The following is a 17,121-nucleotide window of genomic DNA, read 5'->3' as shown; positions in this document are numbered from 1 at the left end:
ATTGTTAAGGAATTTTAACCACCTGCCGGTTTATCCGGCCGGGGTACTGACATCCTGCTGACATTCCCTACTGATCCGGTGTACTATTAACCTGAGCTAAATCCGCCATGGTGCTGCATTTGACTAGTCGTCCTACTGACATCCTCCTGCCATCCTTCGGTGATCCTTCGGTTGCGTTCGGTCGTGGTACGGGTTTGAGGGTGTTTCACCGAAGGATGACCGAAGGATCACCGAAGGATGACCGAAGGAAAGAGGGAAAAAGCCGGGTTTATTTAGATATATAAATGGAACAAGAAATATTATTAATGCTGATATGTCTGGTAAGCCTGGTTTCAGCTACTTGATTTAAAACGCTGACCCATTCCGGCTGCAATTCAGTTTCAACTGTAGTAAGATCACTACATCAGGGGATGCCTTATGTAGTATTGTAATTACTTCCAATATGTATACCCCGCATACACATGGAGATTTTTGTGAATAACACGTTAATTGCAGCACGGAGTTTGCTTTTTATTCTACATTAGCTCACGTAAAAAACAGTGGAAACAGGGATGAAGTATTTTAAGATCGGCTGGGTATTATTGTTAATCATGGCTGTGGCGGCCTGCGGCAGGAAAAAAGGGAAGCCGAGGCAACAGGAGATTGTGAAGAACATCCGCCAGCTGGACGAGGTGGTGCCGGCGCAGATCAGCGAGCGGCTGGAATACATCGCGGGAAATGAGGGTATGATGGAGGACAGCGTGCCTGCTTTACGCCTGACCGCTTTGCAATTCGCCTATGGCCGGCACCAGGGCGCCGCCCTGTGGTCAAAGAACGGGCGGGCCGGTTCCGGGGTGGACAGCATGATGCAATGGATCAACGCAGCGGGCAATTACGGGCTGAATCCGGCGCATTATCACGCCGGGGCGCTCAATGATGCGCGGGAACGGTTTAAGGCCGGAAAAGAGGCGCAAAAGGACGCAGCCCTCTGGGCTAAAATGGACGTATTGCTCACCGACGCCTTTTTTAAAATGGCCCATCACCTCCACTATGGTGTAGCCCCCCGCGACAGCGTGACCCTCCGTAAAGACTCCCTGCTTTCCGATACCGCGCTTTCCGGCCTCCTGCAAACTGCCCTGCAGAACGGTGGCATTTCCGCGGCCCTGCAGCAGCAGGAGCCATTCCACCCGGGTTATCTCGCCCTCAAAGAAGGCGTTCATCAGTATCAGCAGCAATATGGCGGCATACATTGGGACACCCTGCCACAGCAGTATTACGATACCCTGCAATTTAAGCAGCAGCTGGCCGCCCGCCTGATCAAAACAGGCCAGCTGGACTCCGCCGGTTTTATAGTGACGGATTCGGTAAAACTGAAAAACGCGGTGAAGAAATTCCAGAAAGAATTTAACATCTACCCGGACGGCGTAGCCGGCAAACGCACGATACAGACGCTCAACAAACAGCCGCAGGACTGGCTGCTGCAGGCGGCGCTCAACCTGGACCGCTGGCGCAAACTGCCGGATACCCTGCCCGGCCGTTACCTGCTGGTGAATATCCCCGCTTTCCGGCTGAACGTGATGGAAGACACCGCCAACGTAGTGGAAAGCCGCGTGATAGTGGGCACCCCGCGTACGCGCACACCCATCCTCAATTCCGTGATGACGAACTTTGTGCTGTACCCTTACTGGCGCGTGCCTTACAGCATCGTGTTCAAGGAAATGCTGCCGCAGATCAAAAAGGATGTGAACTATCTCTACGAAAAAAACCTGGAAGTGGTGGATCATCACGGCAACGTGGTAAGCCCCGATTCCATCGAATGGGGCAAGCTGGGGCGTAATCATTTCCCCTACGTGCTGCGCCAGATGGACGGGCTGGACAATTCCCTGGGTATCCTCAAATTTAATTTCTCCAACAAGTTCAGCGTATACCTGCATGATACAAACAACCGCAGTCTTTTCAGCAACAGCAACCGGGCACTGAGCCACGGCTGTGTGCGCGTGCAGCAGTGGGACAGCCTGGCCATGTACATGATCCGGAACGATCCCCGCCCCGAAATGCGGGACAGCGTGCGTACCTGGCTGCACAACGAAGAGCAGCGCGTCTATTCCATGACGAACCGCCTGCCCATCTATATCCGTTATTTCACGGCGGAAATGCGGGAAGGCCGTTTGCAGTTTTATGAAGACGTGTATGGTGAGGACAAGACGCTGGAAAAATATTTCAGATAAGAAGAAACACGATTATCCCTGCATAACCGGAACCTGTGAACAACTTTATCCGCCGCTCCCTGGCGGGCATTGCCCGGGCAGTGTTGTGGTATTACCGGCATAAAAAAGACCGGCCATTACCTGGCCGGCCCCGTTATTCATAAAAATATATTCTTAGTGGATCAGCTCGGACAGTTTTTTGTCCAGCTCTTCACCGCGCAGGTTTTTCGCGATGATCTTGCCTTGCGGGTCCAGCAGGAAGTTCTGCGGGATGGAGCGCACTGCATATTGTTTAGCCACTGCATTGTCCCAGAACGCGAGGTCTGATACCTGCGTCCAGGTGAGGTTGTCGTCGGAGATCGCTTTCAGCCATTTGTCTTTGGCATTCGGCTGGTCCAGGGACACGCCCAGGATGGTGAAGTTTTTGTCTTTGTAGCTGTTGTAGGCTTTTACCACATTCGGGTTTTCAGCGCGGCAGGGGCCGCACCAGCTTGCCCAGAAGTCGATCAGCACATATTTGCCGCGGAAAGACGTGAGGGACACGGGTTTGCCTTCAGGGTCATTCTGTACGAACTCAGGCGCAACCGCGCCTATGGCTACCGCCTTGATGTTGTTCAGGTAAGTGGCGTATGTTTTGCCCGCTTCGCTGTTCTGCACTTCAGGGCTCAGTTTGGTAAACAGGGGATATACCTCTGCATAATCCGGTACGGAGCCTGCGTACTGTTTCACTGCATCCAGTGCAACCACTGTTTTGGTGTGTTTGTCGATGAACTGTTTCTGCAGCACTTTGCGGTCACCTTCGATAGCTTTGGATTCCGCCATGATGCCCGACATAAATACAGAGTCTTTCTGCATTTCGGGAGTAGCCGCGTAATACTTAGCCATCAGCGCGCCGTTGCGTTCGTTCACGGATTTCAGCAGGGTATTGAGCTCTGCGTTGTCCGCATTGTTCGCGCCGCCTTTTACGGTAGCATTGCGCATGCTGTCTTTGCCCTGGATGAGGATGTCGCCTTTTTCAAGGTAGATCTTTACGTTTTCAGCCTGTGCCACGCTGCGGGGAGTGGCGGGCCCGTAATTCAATGCTACGGTAGCGCTGGTGGGGCTTTTTACAGTACCGGAAAAGGTAAATGCGCCGTTGGTGAGCGTGGCGGAGTCTATCACTCTTTTACCGTCCGCCGCATAGATCAGGTATGCTTTGACAGGTTCGTTGTGCGTGCCCACTTTGCCTTTAATGGTGTACGTGTCTTGTGCGTGTACAAGCGCCGGCAGGAGCAGCGCTGATAATAATAATTTATTTCTCATGATTGGTTGGGTTTGAGGATAAATGTAATAAAAACAAACATTATTGACCGCAAAAACCTGCATGAGCGGCGGTTATCACTGATGTGTTACAGCAGTTTCCGCTGATTTTCAGGAGAAAACAAAAGGCGGCCCCTTGTGGAGGCCGCCCGTATATACACTTGCGTGATGTTTATTTTGCGAGTTTGGCTTTCAGGGCTGTGTCCAGCTCTGCGAGGAACTCTTCGGTGTAGAGGTAATGTTTGCCATGCTCTACTTTGTTGCCATGGATACAAACGGCCAGGTCTTTGGTCATTTTACCGCTTTCCACGGTTTCAACGCATACCTGTTCCAGTGCATGGCAGAAGTTTACCAGCTCCTGGTTGCCGTCCAGCTTGCCACGGAACTCCAGGCCGCGCGTCCATGCGAAGATGGAGGCGATGGGGTTGGTGGAAGTGGGTTTGCCGGCCTGGTGGTCGCGGTAGTGACGGGTAACGGTGCCGTGCGCGGCTTCCGCTTCCATGGTCTTACCATCGGGTGTAACCAGGGTGGAGGTCATGAGGCCGAGAGAACCGAAGCCCTGGGCCACGGTATCGGACTGTACGTCTCCGTCATAGTTCTTACAGGCCCACACGAAGTTACCGTTCCATTTCAGGGCGGAAGCCACCATATCGTCTATGAGGCGGTGCTCATAAGTGAGGCCCGCTTTGTCGAATTCGGCTTTGAACTCCTGCTGGTAGATCTCTTCGAAGATATCTTTGAAACGGCCATCGTACTTTTTCAGGATGGTGTTTTTGGTGCTGAGGTACAGCGGCCACTTTTTCATCAGCGCCTGGTTGAAGCAGGAGCGTGCGAAGCCGCGGATAGATTCGTCTGTATTGTACATCGCCAGCGCAACGCCGTCGCCTTTGAAGTTGTATACTTCATGTTCGATCACTTCACCGTTCTCGCCTTCAAATTTGATGGTGAGTTTGCCTTTGCCTTTGGTCACGAAGTCCGTAGCACGGTACTGGTCGCCGAAAGCATGACGGCCGATGCAGATGGGCGCGGTCCAGTTGGGAACCAGGCGGGGAACGTTTTTGGTAACGATGGGCTCACGGAATACGGTGCCGTCCAGGATGTTGCGGATGGTGCCGTTCGGTGATTTCCACATTTGTTTCAGCTTGAACTCTTTTACACGCTCTTCGTCAGGGGTGATGGTAGCGCATTTGATACCCACGCTGTACTGTTTGATCGCATTGGCAGCGTCTACAGTCACCTGGTCGTTGGTGGCATCGCGGTGCTCCATTCCGAGGTCAAAATATTTAATATCCAGGTCCAGGTAAGGAGTGATCAGTTTGTCTTTAATGAACTTCCAGATGATCCGCGTCATTTCGTCGCCATCCAGTTCAACCACAGGGTTTGCAACTTTGATTTTTTGTGACATCAGTTTTTAATTTTTATTACAGCCAATTTCGAATAACGCAACCGGTTGATTGATTACGTTTTTTTATCAAATGATTTGATTACAATTTCGAAAGATAATATTTACCGGCCGAATTTTGCAATCCGTTGCATTAAATTCATTTTGCCTAGAGCTGCTTGATGATCTCGTCCGCAAATTCGCTGCATTTTACCAGGGTGGCATCGTCCATCAGCTTGTAGAAGTCGATGGTCACGCGTTTGCGCATGATGGCCGTGCTGAGGCCGTGTACGATGATTTCCGCCGCTTCTTTCCAGCCCATATATTCCAGCATCATGACGCCGGAAAGGATCACGGAAGAGGGGTTCATAGTGTCTGTATTGGCGAAGCGGGGCGCGGTGCCGTGTGTGGCTTCAAATACGGCATGGCCGGTGGTATAGTTGATATTCCCGCCCGGAGCGATGCCGATGCCGCCTACAGCCGCCGCCAGCGCGTCGGAAATGTAATCGCCGTTCAGGTTCAGGGTGGCTATCACGGAGTATTCCTGCGGGGCGAGGAGGATCTGCTGCAGGAAGTTGTCCGCTATCACGTCATTGATGATGATCTTGTTGTGGGCCATCGCTACTTTCAGCTCGCGGTTGGCTTCGTCTTCACCTTTTTCTTTTTTGGTCTGCTCCCACTGTTCCCAGGTGTATACGTATTCGCCGAATTCGCGTACAGCCAGCTCATAACCCCAGTTTTTGAAGCCGCCTTCGGTGAACTTCATGATATTGCCCTTGTGTACGATGGACACGGTGGGCTTTTTGTGCTCGATGGCGTAGCGGATGGCCGCGCGCACGAGCCTTTCGGTACCTTCTTTGGATACGGGTTTGATGCCGAAGGAAGAGGTTTCGGGGAAACGGATCTGTTTCACGCCCAGCTCTTCGGTGAGGAATTTGAGCAGTTTGTCCGCGCCTTCCGTGCCATACATGTATTCAATACCGGCGTAGATATCCTCCGTATTCTCACGGAAGATCACCATATCCACTTTTTCGGGGTGTTTTACGGGAGAGGGCACCTTGTTGAACCAGCGTACGGGGCGCACGCAGGCGTAAAGGTCGAGTTCCTGGCGCATGGCCACGTTCAGCGAGCGGATGCCGCCGCCTACGGGGGTGGTCAGGGGGCCTTTGATAGATACGAGGTACTCCTTCAGGGAGTCCAGGGTGGACTTGGGAAGCCATTCTCCCGTTTCCTGGTAAGCCTTTTCGCCAGCCAGTACTTCTTTCCACTCAATTTTCCGTTCGCCGCCGTATGCTTTTTCGATAGCTGCGTCAAACACTCTCACACTGGCGCGCCAGATATCCGGGCCAATGCCGTCCCCGATAATGAACGGAATAATAGGATGGGCAGGGACCTTAATCTGCCCGTTGATCATCTGAATTTTTTCTGCCGGCATATATTGCTGTGTTATTGTTTCATTAATGCTTCGCAAAGGTATGACATTTGGACTTGGCCTGTACCCCGGAATTGTGAGAATTAACTTAAATTCGGACAGAATTGTTGCACCCGAAAATCAAGGAGCTATGGCTGAACATATTGTTTCAATATTAGATATAACCCCGGTTACACACAACGTAAAGCGATTTACCCTTCAAAAGCCCGCCGGCTACGCATTTGCGCCCGGCCAGGCTACCGACGTGGCGATCAATCTGCCCGACTGGAAGGACCAGCTGCGGCCCTTTACCTTTACCGCCCTCAATGAATGGGATACCCTGGAATTCACCATCAAGATATACGACGACCATCCCGGGGTGACCCACCAGCTGGGCCTGCTGAAGCCCGGGGACAGCCTCATCCTGCACGACGTCTGGGGCGCCATACAATACCAGGGCGAAGGCGTATTTATCGCCGGGGGCGCCGGGATCACCCCTTTTATCGCCATTTTCCGCCAGCTGCACAAAGAAGGCAAAGTGGGGAACAACAAGCTGATCTTTTCCAACAAGACCCGGGCGGACATTATCCTGGAAACCGAATTCAGGGCCATGCTCGGTAAAAACTTCATCAATACCCTCACGGACGAAGCGTTTCCGGGCTACGACCATCATTATGTGGACGAGGTATATCTCCGCGACAAAGTGAAGAATTACCGCCAGCACTTCTATATCTGCGGCCCCGATGCGATGGTGGCCGGCCTTCAGCCCATTATCCGCAAATTGGGCGGTGAATCCGTCATCGTCGAGCTTTGAACATTTTCACCGGCATTTTCCCCCTTTTCACCGGCAATTGACCCCTCCCTGCCTAAGCGGTATTGTGATGCACACTGCCCTGGAGTAGATTTGTATCATAAATTTTTAAAACAGTACAATTTATGAGCAGGGCTAATCGTCAACTAAATAATAACGGCAGCGGTCTCTGGGCCGGCGTGATCGTTCTCTGTGTAGGCCTTTTTATTTTCCTGAGAAGGATGGGGCTGGAGTTGCCTGACTGGATATTTTCCTGGCCCATGATCCTGATCCTCGTAGGATTTGTGATGGGTGCCAAAAGCAAGTTCCAGGGCATTGCATGGTTCATTGTCACTTTTGTGGGCTGTGTTTTTTTAGTGGGAGAGATTGTTCCGATGGACTGGAATATCGGGCGCTTCCTGTTCCCGGGCATACTTATGGTAATGGGTGTGTATATAATCGGGCGGGCCACCAGTAAAAAGCAGCGGTATGACGAAGTGATGGCGGGAGGCACGGTGCGCAACAGCGATGATTATATCGAAAGCACCACCATCTTCAGCGGCACGAATAAGATGATCCTTTCCAAGAACTTCCAGGGAGGCAGCATCACCACCATATTCGGCGGCACGGAGCTGAACTTCATGCAGGCCGATATCAATGGTGAGGTGGTACTCGATATCACGACCATGTTCGGCGGAGTGGAGATCATTGTGCCCAGCCACTGGGATGTGAAACTGGACGTAAATACGATATTCGGCGGGATTGAAGACAAACGTTCCATGCCGCCTTCCATGCCCTCCAATAAAGTGCTCGTGCTGAAAGGCTCCTGTACTTTCGGAGGGGTAGACCTGAAAAGTTATTAATCTCTCTTTCCGCCATTCTTTTGTCCATTGTTAATTGTTATCCTCCATCCATCATCCATCCTTATTATTACCAGTAAACCGTTAAAACATGTATTGGTTTGTAGCAAAGATCGTGTACCAGATTATCTGCGGTAAAGGGGAGCACCTCCCGCAGTTCGACGAGCAGCTGCGCCTCATCAGTGCGGTGAACAAAAAAGAAGCCTGGAAAAAGGCCGTCGAAATAGGCGAACAGGAGCAGTATGCTTTCCGCAACCAGAAACAGGAGTTGGTGGAATGGCGTTTTATCAACGTACCGGAGCTGAGCGCGCTGGACGAGCTGAAAGACGGCATGGAGCTTTACTCCCGCGTGGAGGAGCCCGAAAATGCCAGCAGCTATGTGGCCCTTCTCCAGATGAAAGCAGCGCAGCTGCAGTCCCAGAAGTACTTTGAGCTGAATGTATAACCTGTAAAAAAACGACCTGTTTTGGCTACACATCTGCTGAAAGAAACACAATTCCGCTGGACGTTCATCACCGGGGTATGCGTATTTGTCCAAATGCATGCCATCATCCTGCACCTGTGGCTGAAACTACCGATGTCCCTCGCCTGGGCGGATAGCGGGTTTCACAACAGCCTGCTGGCAGTGGCGGCCGCCTGCATCGCGCAGATGCTGGCATATTACAGGCCGGTAAAAGGCAAGTATGTGTTCGTAGCCCTGCTCACCTTTACGGTAAGCGTGATCTGGCTGGCCGGTGTGTACTGGTCGCTCCGCAGCATCTTCGGTTCTCTTACTGATTATTTTCTCTGGCTGAATGATACGCTGCCGGTACGTTTTGCGCTGGGTTGGCTCATCATCACCGGCACCGGTTTTATCAGCTTCTTTTTGTATGAAATGGAAGAGCACCGCCAGGCGCTGGCACGCAAGGAAGCCGCGGAAAAGATGGCCAAAGAGGCCGAGCTGTACAAGCTCCGCCAGCAGCTGCAGCCGCATTTCCTGTTCAACAGTCTTAATTCCATCAACGCCCTGGTGACCCTCCGCCCGGAAGAAGCGCGGCAGATGATACAAAAGCTGAGCGACTTCCTGAGAGGCACGCTGAAAAAAGAAGACCAGTTGTGGATACCGCTCAAAGAAGAATTACAATACCTCCAGTTATATCTTGATATTGAAAAGGTGCGCTTCCGCCACAGGCTCAGCACAGAAGTAGCGCAAAGTGAAGAAGCCGCCATGCTGCAGATACCGCCCATGCTTCTCCAGCCCGTAGTGGAGAACGCGATCAAGTTCGGACTGTACGATACTACGGAAGCAATCACCATCGTGATCAAAGCCTGGGAGGAGCGCGGTGTGCTGATGGTATCCGTCTCCAATCCATTCGACCCTTCCCTGCAACAGCAATCCTGGCAGGGAACGGGTTTCGGGCTCAGCTCCATCAGCCGGAGGCTTTACCTGCTCTTTGCCCGGCAGGACCTCCTGGAAACACATATAGACGGGCATATATTCACCACCCTGATCAAAGTACCGCAATTGCATGATAAAGACAATACTGATAGATGACGAACCGCTGGCGCGCGAGCTGGTAAAAGAATACCTGCAGACCTACCCGCAGATAGATGTAGTGGCGGAGTGCAACGATGGGTTTGAAGGACTGAAGGCCATCCAGCAGCACCAGCCGGACCTGATCTTCCTGGATATCCAGATGCCGAAGATCAACGGCTTTGAAATGCTGGAGCTGGTGGACAAAATACCCTGTGTGATATTCACCACCGCTTTTGAAGAATATGCGCTCCGCGCCTTTGAAGTGAATGCGATAGATTATCTCCTGAAACCGTTTTCCAAAGACCGCTTCGACAAGGCATTACAAAAGATGCTGGAACGGAAAACGGAGATCACGGCGGACTTTTTGGACAACGCCGCCCGCGAAGTGCCCATGCAGCACAACCGCGTGGTGGTGAAGATCAACGGGAAGATCAAGATCATACCCGTGCAGGATATACACTACCTGGAAGCAGCGGACGACTATGTGAAGATCATCACCGCGGAAGGCAGCTTCCTGAAAAATAAAACAATGTCTTTTTTTGAAAAGATGCTGGACCCCCAGCAGTTCATCCGTGTGCACCGCTCCTACATCCTGAATGTGAGCCAGATCACACGCATTGACCCTTACGAAAAAGAAACCTACCTGGCTATATTGCGCGATGGCAGCAAGGTGCTGGTGAGCAAAACAGGTTACCCAAAACTGAAGGAGATACTGGGATTATAAAGCGCGGAACAGGGTTTCCAGCTTTTCTTTCTTCAGTATCTTCTGCCCCGTCTCTCCCGAAGCCACGAGGCGCTCCCCGCAGTACGCCACGTACGAGCAGATGATCTCATTGCCCCGGAGGGACTTTACCGTGGCGGTAAACAGCACTACCACGTCTTCCGGCGCGGGGCTCACATGGTTCACGGATATCATGGTGCCGATGCCTTCTTCGTCTTCCTCTTTCATTTCCAGCACAAACAATCTGCAACACCATTCGGCATCGCGGGCCAGCGCAAAAGTGGCATACACGGGGTGTACCGGCCCGCTGTCGAACATGGCGCAGTCCGCTTTGGTCACTACGCGTTCGAATGTTTTGGTGTCTCCCGGTTTGAATTTATCCAGCATACATCTTCCGCTTGAATGGTTTTGTTTTCCTAATTGGCGTTCATCTTCCTGATGGAGGCCAGCAGGTTGTCTATTGCAGTCTTGTCATATACTTTCCCGTGCAGGAATACCATAAAGATATCTTTAGTGTTGACGATATCCGCCAGCGGGTTTGCGTTCAGCAGCAGCAGGTCCGCGTATTTGCCGGCTTCCACGGCGCCATAGTCTTTTTCAATGGCCATGTACACGGCGGGGTTGAGCGTGGCGGTCTGCAATGACTGTAGCGGTGTGAGGCCCGCTTTTACAAACAGGCCCAGCTCATCGTGCAGGCTGAAGCCGGGGAAACAGTAAGGGTTGGGGAAATCCGTACCGGCAATGAACCGGATGCCCGCGTCGTGCATGGGTTTTATGAGGCTCATTTTCAGTTCGTAATCCCGGCGGTATTGTGCGAAGGTTTCAGGGGTGGCTGTTTTGAAACGGAAGTCCTTCGCCGGGTCCCACATGTTGCGGAACATTTTGTGCATGTAAGCCAGCCTCGGGTCTTTAGTGAAAGTACTGTCGTTCATATACGCAATGCCGCGGTTCACCACGAGGGTGGGGCATTGCCAGCTGTCATACTTTGCGAGTTCCGCCAGTCTTTTAGAAAAGGTGGTCATGGAGAAATTGCGGTTGCGGAATGCGTTGCGGTTGTTGCGGTTGTTGAGCAGGGTATCCTTTGCGGCGCCCTGCTGCCATGCCATGTAATAATCCAGGCTGTCCAGCCCCAGTTCGGTGATGCCATACATGTGTTCCATGCTTTTCTGTCCTGCGGCTGCCGCTTCCAGTGCGGTTACGCGGTTGGGCACATGGCCCGCGAAGGGGATGTTCTGTTTTTTGGCCTCTGCGGCAATGGCGAGATAGGAGGCTTTATCCAGCAGGGAATACACTTTGATAAAATCCACTTTCAGCGCAACGAGGGAATCTACCGCCCTGATGCCCTGCTCCGGTGTGGAAACGGCTACAGAGCCCGGCCATACGGGTTTAGGGCCGTCCACGATAGGGCCGCTGGCATGGATCACGGGGCCGGGGTATTTACCGTTCTCCGCTTCTTCGTTCCATTGGCGCAGTGCGGTGATGGAGCCGAACATATCGCGCACGCCGGTAATGCCATTGGCGATCAACAGCGGGTTATTGCCTTCACGGGCGAAGTTGTGAACGTGCATGTCCCAAAGGCCGGGGATAAGGTATTTGCCGGAGCCGTCAATGACGGTGGCACTGTCCGCCTTTACGCTGCGTTTGCCGATGGAGGTTATCCGTTTGTTGTTCAGCACAACGGTCTGGTTGCGGAGTATTTTGCCGTTGCGGACGTCTACGACGTTCACATCGCGGATGATAGTGGTTTGTGACCAGGCAAGGCTAGGGAGGCTGAGGGTAAGCAGCAATAGTAAGGTTCTCATGTACCAAATATATGAAAACTGCCGCACAGGATAATCCTGCTTAATTACTGCACCACCAGCACCGGTATATGCACATAGTGCCTTACATAGTTCACCGTTTCCCCGTAGATCCAGTCAAAACTGCCGCACAGGATAATCCTGCTTAATTACTGCACCACCAGCACCGGTATATGCACATAGTGCCTTACATAGTTCACCGTTTCCCCGTAGATCCAGTCTTTGATGCCCTTGTGCCCATGGCCGCCAAGGACCAGCAGGTCCGCATCGTGGGCTTTCACGATCCGTACGATCTCTTTCGCGCGGTGACGGTAGCCCAGCACGCCTTTGGCGTTGATATTCCTTCCCGCCAGCAGGGCGAGATAAGTATCCAGCTGCTCCTGGTCCTTACGCGTTTCAAAATCATCCGCTTCCTTACCGAAATAACGGGCCGAGGCGCTTTCCACGATATGTATGAGGATGTATTCAGTGTCCGGTCTGCCTTGTGCCAGTGCGTTCGCAATGATCTTTTCATCGTTCTGCGAAAAGTCCAGCGCCATGGCGATACGTTTGTAAGAAGGCGCTTCCAGGCTGCCCAGCGTAACCTTGGTGGGGTGCATACGCGCGGAGCGCTCCATGCGGTAGCGGCTCAGCCAGGGATAAATGATGGTGATCACCAGCAGCGAAATAAACGCGAGGCCCACCAGGATGATGAGCCCATCGATCCACCAGGGATTGTTCCCGCTGATAAATTCACTCGCCTCCGACCATACCATCCTGATGTTCAGATACACCAGCACGGTGGATATCAGCCATGCGCCGGCCTTCACGATGGGTTTGATGGCGAAGGCGCCCATGGTATGTTTGTCACTCACAAAATGTATCAGCGGTATCACGGCAAAGCCCAGCTGAAGGCTCAGCAGTACCTGGCTGAACACCAGCAGCTGCCCGATCTTTTCTTCGCCGGACACCCATATTACGATGAGCGCCGGGATAATAGCCACCAGCCGTGTGATCAGCCTGCGAAGCCATGGATTGATGCGCAGGCGGAGATACCCTTCCATCACGATCTGCCCGGCCAGCGTACCGGTCACGGTAGAGCTCTGCCCCGCCGCGATCAGCGCCACAGCAAAAAGGATGGGAGCAAGGCGTGTGCCCAGCAAAGGTTCCAGCATACGGTGCGCTTCGTGGAGGTCTGCTATTTCGGTGTGGCCGGCTTTGTAAAAAACAGTCGCGGCGAGAATAAGGATGGCCGCGTTCACAAAAAACGCGAGGTTCAAAGCAATAGTTGTATCCAGGAAGTTGATCTTCAAAGCATGACGGATGCCTTCATTTGTTTTTTTGATCTTGCGCGTCTGCACCAGCGCGGAATGCAGGTAAAGATTATGCGGCATCACCGTGGCGCCGATGATACCGATCGCGATATACAGGGCGGTGTCATCCGGGAGGGAAGGGATAAAACCCGTCACTACTTCGCCCATGGGCGGCCTGGCGAGCACCAGCTCCACAAAAAATGAAATACCTACGATCGCTACCAGCGTAATAATAAATGCTTCCATCTTGCGGATGCCATACCGTTGCAGCAGGAGCAGCAGGAATGTATCCAGCACGGTAAGGCCCACGCCCCACATCAGCGGCAGGCCGGTGAGCAGTTGTATACCGATGGCCATGCCCAGCACTTCCGCGAGGTCCGTGGCCGCGATGGCAATTTCAGCAAGGATGTACAGCACAAAGTTCACCGGTGCGGGATACGTTTCCCGGTTGGCCTGCGCAAGATCGCGGCCGCGCACGATGCCCAGCCTTGCGCTGAGGCTTTGCAGGAGGAGCGCCATGAGGTTACTCATCAGCAATACCCACAGCAGGGTGTAGCCGTATTTGCTGCCGCCCGCGAGGTCTGTGGCCCAGTTGCCCGGGTCCATATATCCTACGCTGACGAGGTAGGCGGGGCCGAAGAAAGCCAATATCTTTCTCCAGCCGGATTTATGTACAACCGTGGTGTCTACGCTTTGGTTTACTTCGCTGAGTGAGGCTGAGTGGTCCTGGAGTTTCATTTCTCTGCTTACAATATTTTCACCATGATGTTTTTCGAAACCTGCTCGCTGATGGTGAATGCGGACTGGTTGCGTATTTTTATCTCTACGGAGTTATCAAATTCATACCGTTCTATCACGTCTATCTGTGTGCCGAGCTTAATGCCTTTTGCGTTGAGGAATTCAAGCAAAGAAGAGCTTTGGTCGGATACGCCGGCTACTTCCAGCCGTCTTGCGGTGGCTTTGTCCAGCGATACCAGTTGTTTGTTTTTACTGAATTTGCCCTGTGCGTCGGGGATGGGGTCTCCGTGGGGGTCTGTAGTGGGGTTGCCCAGGAACTCGCTGAGGCGGTTGATCAGTTTCTCGCTGCGTACGTGCTCCAGTTCTTCGGCGATCTCGTGCACCTCGTCCCAGCTGAAAGAAAGTTTATCCACGAGGAAACACTCCCAGAGGCGGTGCCTGCGCACGATCTGTATGGCAATGCGTTTGCCTTCGGGGGTAAGGCTGATGCCCTGGTATTTTTCGTAGTCGATGAGTTTCTTTTCTTTCAGTTTTTTAGCCATGTCCGTCACGGACGCCGGCTTGGTATCCAGGTCATAGGCGATGGCGTTGGTGCTTACCACGGCCTGCCCGTCCTGGAGTTTGTAGATGCTCTTGATGTAATTCTCTTCCGCTACCGTCAAATTCATAGTCCCTAAAATATAATTTAGACAAATCTAAATAATATTTTCCGGAATGTGAAATAACTGTGAGATATATCAAATTATAATTACCTTTTCGCTCAATTACAGCAAGATATGAGCAGAATCCTATTCCTGGCACTGGCGACCGGTATTTTTATGATGGCTTGTAAATCAAAGCCCAAGCAGGGAACGACCGAAGAAGAGCAGGCATTGACTTACCCCGATTTCCGGAGGCTTTTCCCCGTTACGGAACTTACTTACCGTTGGGAGGCGGATTCCCTGAGCCGCAGGCTGCCGGACAGCACAGCCCTGAAAACCAAAGTGGTAAAACAGTTCCTGCCCGATACCCTGGCCAAAGGAGTATTTGCAGCCACTGAGAAACCGAAGTATTTCCCCCTCACCGTTATTCAGCCCGCCAATGAGAAGTTTGACATCGTGGTGGTGGAAGGCAGCGCCAAATCCGGCGATGCCGCGTGGATGGTGTTGTACAGCAAAACCGGTGAGTTCCTCGGCCGTCATCTCGTTGCCCGTAATACTCCCGGCAAACGGATGGGGTTCAGCATAGACAAAAAGCTCAATATCAAAGTAACCACCGAAATGGGCAGCAAAAGTACCCGCGAAGAGGTATATGTTCCCTCCGCGGACGGTAGCCTGGCCCTTATCCTGACCAATTCAAACGAACCGGTAGGCGGGCTGTACAACCCGATCGATACATTGCCGCGCAAACACAAGGTTTCCGGTAACTATATGTCCGGGGACAATATCGTGTCCATCCGCGATGGCGAAAACACCAAAGAATTCCTCTTCTTTATACATTTCTCAAGAGATAAAGGCGAATGCACCGGCGAGCTGGACGGCATCGGGCGGTTTACTTCCGCTACCACCGGCCAGTTCAGGGACAAACAATCGGCCTGCATCGTGGACTTCAAATTCAGCAGCAGCCGGGTGACCATCCGGGAAACGGGATGCGGGGCTTACCGCGGCATCAAGTGTATGTTCGAAGGCACATTTGTAAGAAAGAAAAAATAATTAACAGATGAAAAGAGTTACCGGCATCGGCGGGGTGTTTTTCCAATGCGAAGACCCCGGCAAGATGAATGAATGGTATGGTAAACACCTGGGCCTGCCTGTAAATCAGTGGGGCGCATCTTTTAAATGGCGTCATGAGGACAACCCGGAGAAGACCGGCCTGACGCAGTGGAGCACTATGAAAACAGGGACCGAATATTTTGCGCCCAGCGAAAAACCTTTTATGATCAACTACCGGGTGGAAAACCTGGTGGAACTGGTGGAAACCCTGAAAGCGGAAGGTGTGCAGGTAGTAGGGGAGATGCAGGAGTTTGATTACGGCAAGTTCGGCTGGATACTGGATCCCGAAGGCAATAAGATTGAGCTGTGGGAGCCGCCCGCGGAAGAAACTTTATAATTAATGCTGAGTGGCTGTTAAACAGTATGCCGCTGCACAAGATCCACAAAACTCACACGGCTGATGAACCTTGCGCCGAGCGAGGCAAGGTGATGCGTATGCACCTGGCAGTCGATGATCTCCAATTCACCCCCATGTTCTTTTACAAATGTGATAAACGCTGCTTTGGAAGCGTTGCTGGTTTTTGAGAACATACTTTCCCCAAAAAAACACCGCCCGATCTTCACGCCATATAATCCTCCCACCAGCTGGTCATTTTCCCAGCATTCCACTGAAAGTGCATACCCTGCCTTGTGCAGCCGGGTGTAAGCGTCTATCATGTCGCGGGTGATCCAGGTGCCGTCCTGCCCTTCGCGTTCGATGTTGCGGCAGTTGGCGATTACGTCAGCGAATGCCTGGTTGTATGTGATGCGGAAGCGGCTTTGTTTCAGCAGTTGTTTCATGCTGTGGGATACTTTCAGTTCAGAAGGGAACAATACAAAACGCGGGTCGGGCGCCCACCAGAGAATAGGTTTGCGGTTGTACCAGGGAAAAATACCGGAGCGATAGGCCAGCAGCAGCCTTTCCATACTGAGGTCGCCACCCGCGGCCAGCAGGCCGTCAGGCTCCGCCAGGGATAGCGGCGGAAACATCAGTTCGTCGTCAGAAAGGTAAAAGAGGGGCATTTATGATGCGACAGTTTCTTCGAGGGTGGCGCTGATACCTCTGTCCAGCAGCGCTTCGCACATAGGTTTCAGGTCTTCAAACGGGCCTTTTTTTACGGCGTATTTACCGTTGTGATGAATGATGAGGGCGCATTGTTCCGCCTGCTCCGGCGTATGGTCGCATACTTCAATAAGCGACTGGATCACCCATTCGAACGTATTAAAATCATCATTCCAGACTATTATCGAAAAAGGGAATTGTTCTGCTGTTTCCACCAGCATTTCTTCCTTTTCCTGAACGGACACGCCTGTTCCCGTATGACTCATGATTACCCTGATATTTCCGCAAAGTTACATTTTTTTACGGATGCCCCCGGTTTTGCTGGAATGGTTGTA

Annotated in this window: 17 protein-coding genes; 8 read left to right on the top strand and 9 right to left on the bottom strand. The window is 52.3% G+C overall.

The window, feature by feature from the left end:
• The first annotated feature begins 551 nt into the window (after positions 1–551).
• The gene (locus EG028_RS04780) at positions 552–2,207 is read left to right on the top strand and encodes a L,D-transpeptidase family protein (protein ID WP_123864557.1); all 1,656 of its coding nucleotides are present in this window, start codon (positions 552–554) and stop codon (positions 2,205–2,207) included.
• A gap of 153 nt (positions 2,208–2,360) precedes the next feature.
• On the opposite strand, the gene EG028_RS04775 is transcribed toward EG028_RS04780, so the two are convergent.
• The 3 genes from EG028_RS04775 to icd all read right to left on the bottom strand — a co-directional run bounded on the left by EG028_RS04775 (position 2,361) and on the right by icd (position 6,301).
• Positions 2,361–3,488, bottom strand: a complete 1,128-nt coding sequence (locus EG028_RS04775; RefSeq protein WP_120515349.1) for a TlpA disulfide reductase family protein — start codon at positions 3,486–3,488, stop codon at positions 2,361–2,363.
• A 169-nt stretch (positions 3,489–3,657) separates the two neighbouring features.
• On the bottom strand, positions 3,658–4,890 hold the full coding sequence (locus EG028_RS04770; RefSeq protein WP_120515350.1) for an NADP-dependent isocitrate dehydrogenase: 1,233 nt from the start codon (positions 4,888–4,890) through the stop codon (positions 3,658–3,660).
• Positions 4,891–5,035: 145 nt separating this feature from the next.
• A complete protein-coding gene (icd, locus tag EG028_RS04765; RefSeq protein ID WP_120515351.1) occupies positions 5,036–6,301 on the bottom strand; it encodes an NADP-dependent isocitrate dehydrogenase in 1,266 nt (421 codons plus the stop codon).
• Positions 6,302–6,428: 127 nt separating this feature from the next.
• Here icd and EG028_RS04760 point away from each other — a divergent pair, with 127 nt between their 5' ends.
• From EG028_RS04760 to EG028_RS04740, 5 genes are all read left to right on the top strand, one after another.
• Positions 6,429–7,091, top strand: coding sequence for a ferredoxin reductase domain-containing protein (locus tag EG028_RS04760; RefSeq protein ID WP_120515352.1), 663 nt, complete (start codon positions 6,429–6,431; stop codon positions 7,089–7,091).
• Between the two features lie 122 nt (positions 7,092–7,213).
• Entirely contained in the window at positions 7,214–7,930 is a 717-nt protein-coding gene (locus tag EG028_RS04755; protein ID WP_120515353.1) for a LiaF transmembrane domain-containing protein, read from the top strand.
• Positions 7,931–8,018: 88 nt separating this feature from the next.
• Positions 8,019–8,372 (top strand): DUF4288 domain-containing protein, encoded by a 354-nt coding sequence (locus EG028_RS04750; protein ID WP_120515354.1) that lies wholly within the window; start codon positions 8,019–8,021, stop codon positions 8,370–8,372.
• Positions 8,373–8,393: 21 nt separating this feature from the next.
• Positions 8,394–9,461, top strand: a complete 1,068-nt coding sequence (locus tag EG028_RS04745) for a sensor histidine kinase (protein WP_206614388.1) — start codon at positions 8,394–8,396, stop codon at positions 9,459–9,461.
• Entirely contained in the window at positions 9,436–10,167 is a 732-nt protein-coding gene (locus EG028_RS04740) for a LytR/AlgR family response regulator transcription factor (protein WP_120515355.1), read from the top strand. The genes EG028_RS04745 and EG028_RS04740 overlap by 26 nt, the downstream gene beginning before the upstream one ends.
• Here the strand turns inward: EG028_RS04740 and EG028_RS04735 are convergent.
• From EG028_RS04735 to EG028_RS04720, 4 genes are all read right to left on the bottom strand, one after another.
• Positions 10,162–10,551: a thioesterase family protein gene (locus EG028_RS04735; protein WP_120515356.1), complete on the bottom strand. Its 390-nt coding sequence runs from the start codon at positions 10,549–10,551 to the stop codon at positions 10,162–10,164. The two genes, EG028_RS04740 and EG028_RS04735, sit on opposite strands and share 6 nt — an antisense overlap.
• Before the next feature lie 29 nt (positions 10,552–10,580).
• The gene (locus EG028_RS04730) at positions 10,581–11,966 is read right to left on the bottom strand and encodes an amidohydrolase family protein (RefSeq protein WP_120515357.1); all 1,386 of its coding nucleotides are present in this window, start codon (positions 11,964–11,966) and stop codon (positions 10,581–10,583) included.
• 146 nt (positions 11,967–12,112) lie between these two features.
• Positions 12,113–13,993 carry an Nramp family divalent metal transporter gene (locus tag EG028_RS04725; RefSeq protein ID WP_120515358.1) on the bottom strand — a complete coding sequence of 627 codons (1,881 nt, stop codon included), beginning with the start codon at positions 13,991–13,993 and terminating at the stop codon, positions 12,113–12,115.
• Positions 13,994–14,001: 8 nt separating this feature from the next.
• On the bottom strand, positions 14,002–14,661 hold the full coding sequence (locus tag EG028_RS04720) for a metal-dependent transcriptional regulator (protein ID WP_120515359.1): 660 nt from the start codon (positions 14,659–14,661) through the stop codon (positions 14,002–14,004).
• A gap of 108 nt (positions 14,662–14,769) precedes the next feature.
• On the opposite strand from EG028_RS04720, the gene EG028_RS04715 reads away from it, so the two are divergent.
• The gene (locus tag EG028_RS04715; protein ID WP_120515360.1) at positions 14,770–15,684 is read left to right on the top strand and encodes a hypothetical protein; all 915 of its coding nucleotides are present in this window, start codon (positions 14,770–14,772) and stop codon (positions 15,682–15,684) included.
• Between the two features lie 7 nt (positions 15,685–15,691).
• Positions 15,692–16,081: a VOC family protein gene (locus tag EG028_RS04710; RefSeq protein WP_120515361.1), complete on the top strand. Its 390-nt coding sequence runs from the start codon at positions 15,692–15,694 to the stop codon at positions 16,079–16,081.
• Positions 16,082–16,098: 17 nt separating this feature from the next.
• Here the strand turns inward: EG028_RS04710 and aat are convergent, their stop codons facing one another.
• Together aat and EG028_RS04700 are read right to left on the bottom strand one after the other, a co-directional pair.
• Positions 16,099–16,746, bottom strand: coding sequence for a leucyl/phenylalanyl-tRNA--protein transferase (gene aat / locus EG028_RS04705; protein WP_120515362.1), 648 nt, complete (start codon positions 16,744–16,746; stop codon positions 16,099–16,101).
• A complete protein-coding gene (locus EG028_RS04700; RefSeq protein WP_120515363.1) occupies positions 16,747–17,052 on the bottom strand; it encodes an ATP-dependent Clp protease adaptor ClpS in 306 nt (101 codons plus the stop codon). It lies immediately after the preceding gene.
• Positions 17,053–17,121 lie beyond the last annotated feature (69 nt).

The organism is Chitinophaga barathri, from assembly GCF_003807585.1.
Taxonomy (GTDB): domain Bacteria; phylum Bacteroidota; class Bacteroidia; order Chitinophagales; family Chitinophagaceae; genus Chitinophaga; species Chitinophaga barathri.
Note: the sequence above shows the minus strand (reverse complement) of the source record. Positions and strands in the feature narration are given on the sequence as shown.

Coding starts and splice junctions, on each gene's coding strand:
- EG028_RS04730 (WP_120515357.1), bottom strand. CDS start 11,966: ATGAGAACCTTACTATTGCTGCTTACCCTCAGCCTCCCTAGCCTTGCC.
- EG028_RS04715 (WP_120515360.1), top strand. CDS start 14,770: ATGAGCAGAATCCTATTCCTGGCACTGGCGACCGGTATTTTTATGATG.
- aat (WP_120515362.1), bottom strand. CDS start 16,746: ATGCCCCTCTTTTACCTTTCTGACGACGAACTGATGTTTCCGCCGCTA.
- EG028_RS04710 (WP_120515361.1), top strand. CDS start 15,692: ATGAAAAGAGTTACCGGCATCGGCGGGGTGTTTTTCCAATGCGAAGAC.
- icd (WP_120515351.1), bottom strand. CDS start 6,301: ATGCCGGCAGAAAAAATTCAGATGATCAACGGGCAGATTAAGGTCCCT.
- EG028_RS04740 (WP_120515355.1), top strand. CDS start 9,436: ATGATAAAGACAATACTGATAGATGACGAACCGCTGGCGCGCGAGCTG.
- EG028_RS04700 (WP_120515363.1), bottom strand. CDS start 17,052: ATGAGTCATACGGGAACAGGCGTGTCCGTTCAGGAAAAGGAAGAAATG.
- EG028_RS04780 (WP_123864557.1), top strand. CDS start 552: ATGAAGTATTTTAAGATCGGCTGGGTATTATTGTTAATCATGGCTGTG.
- EG028_RS04725 (WP_120515358.1), bottom strand. CDS start 13,993: ATGAAACTCCAGGACCACTCAGCCTCACTCAGCGAAGTAAACCAAAGC.
- EG028_RS04775 (WP_120515349.1), bottom strand. CDS start 3,488: ATGAGAAATAAATTATTATTATCAGCGCTGCTCCTGCCGGCGCTTGTA.
- EG028_RS04755 (WP_120515353.1), top strand. CDS start 7,214: ATGAGCAGGGCTAATCGTCAACTAAATAATAACGGCAGCGGTCTCTGG.
- EG028_RS04750 (WP_120515354.1), top strand. CDS start 8,019: ATGTATTGGTTTGTAGCAAAGATCGTGTACCAGATTATCTGCGGTAAA.
- EG028_RS04735 (WP_120515356.1), bottom strand. CDS start 10,551: ATGCTGGATAAATTCAAACCGGGAGACACCAAAACATTCGAACGCGTA.
- EG028_RS04770 (WP_120515350.1), bottom strand. CDS start 4,890: ATGTCACAAAAAATCAAAGTTGCAAACCCTGTGGTTGAACTGGATGGC.
- EG028_RS04720 (WP_120515359.1), bottom strand. CDS start 14,661: ATGAATTTGACGGTAGCGGAAGAGAATTACATCAAGAGCATCTACAAA.
- EG028_RS04760 (WP_120515352.1), top strand. CDS start 6,429: ATGGCTGAACATATTGTTTCAATATTAGATATAACCCCGGTTACACAC.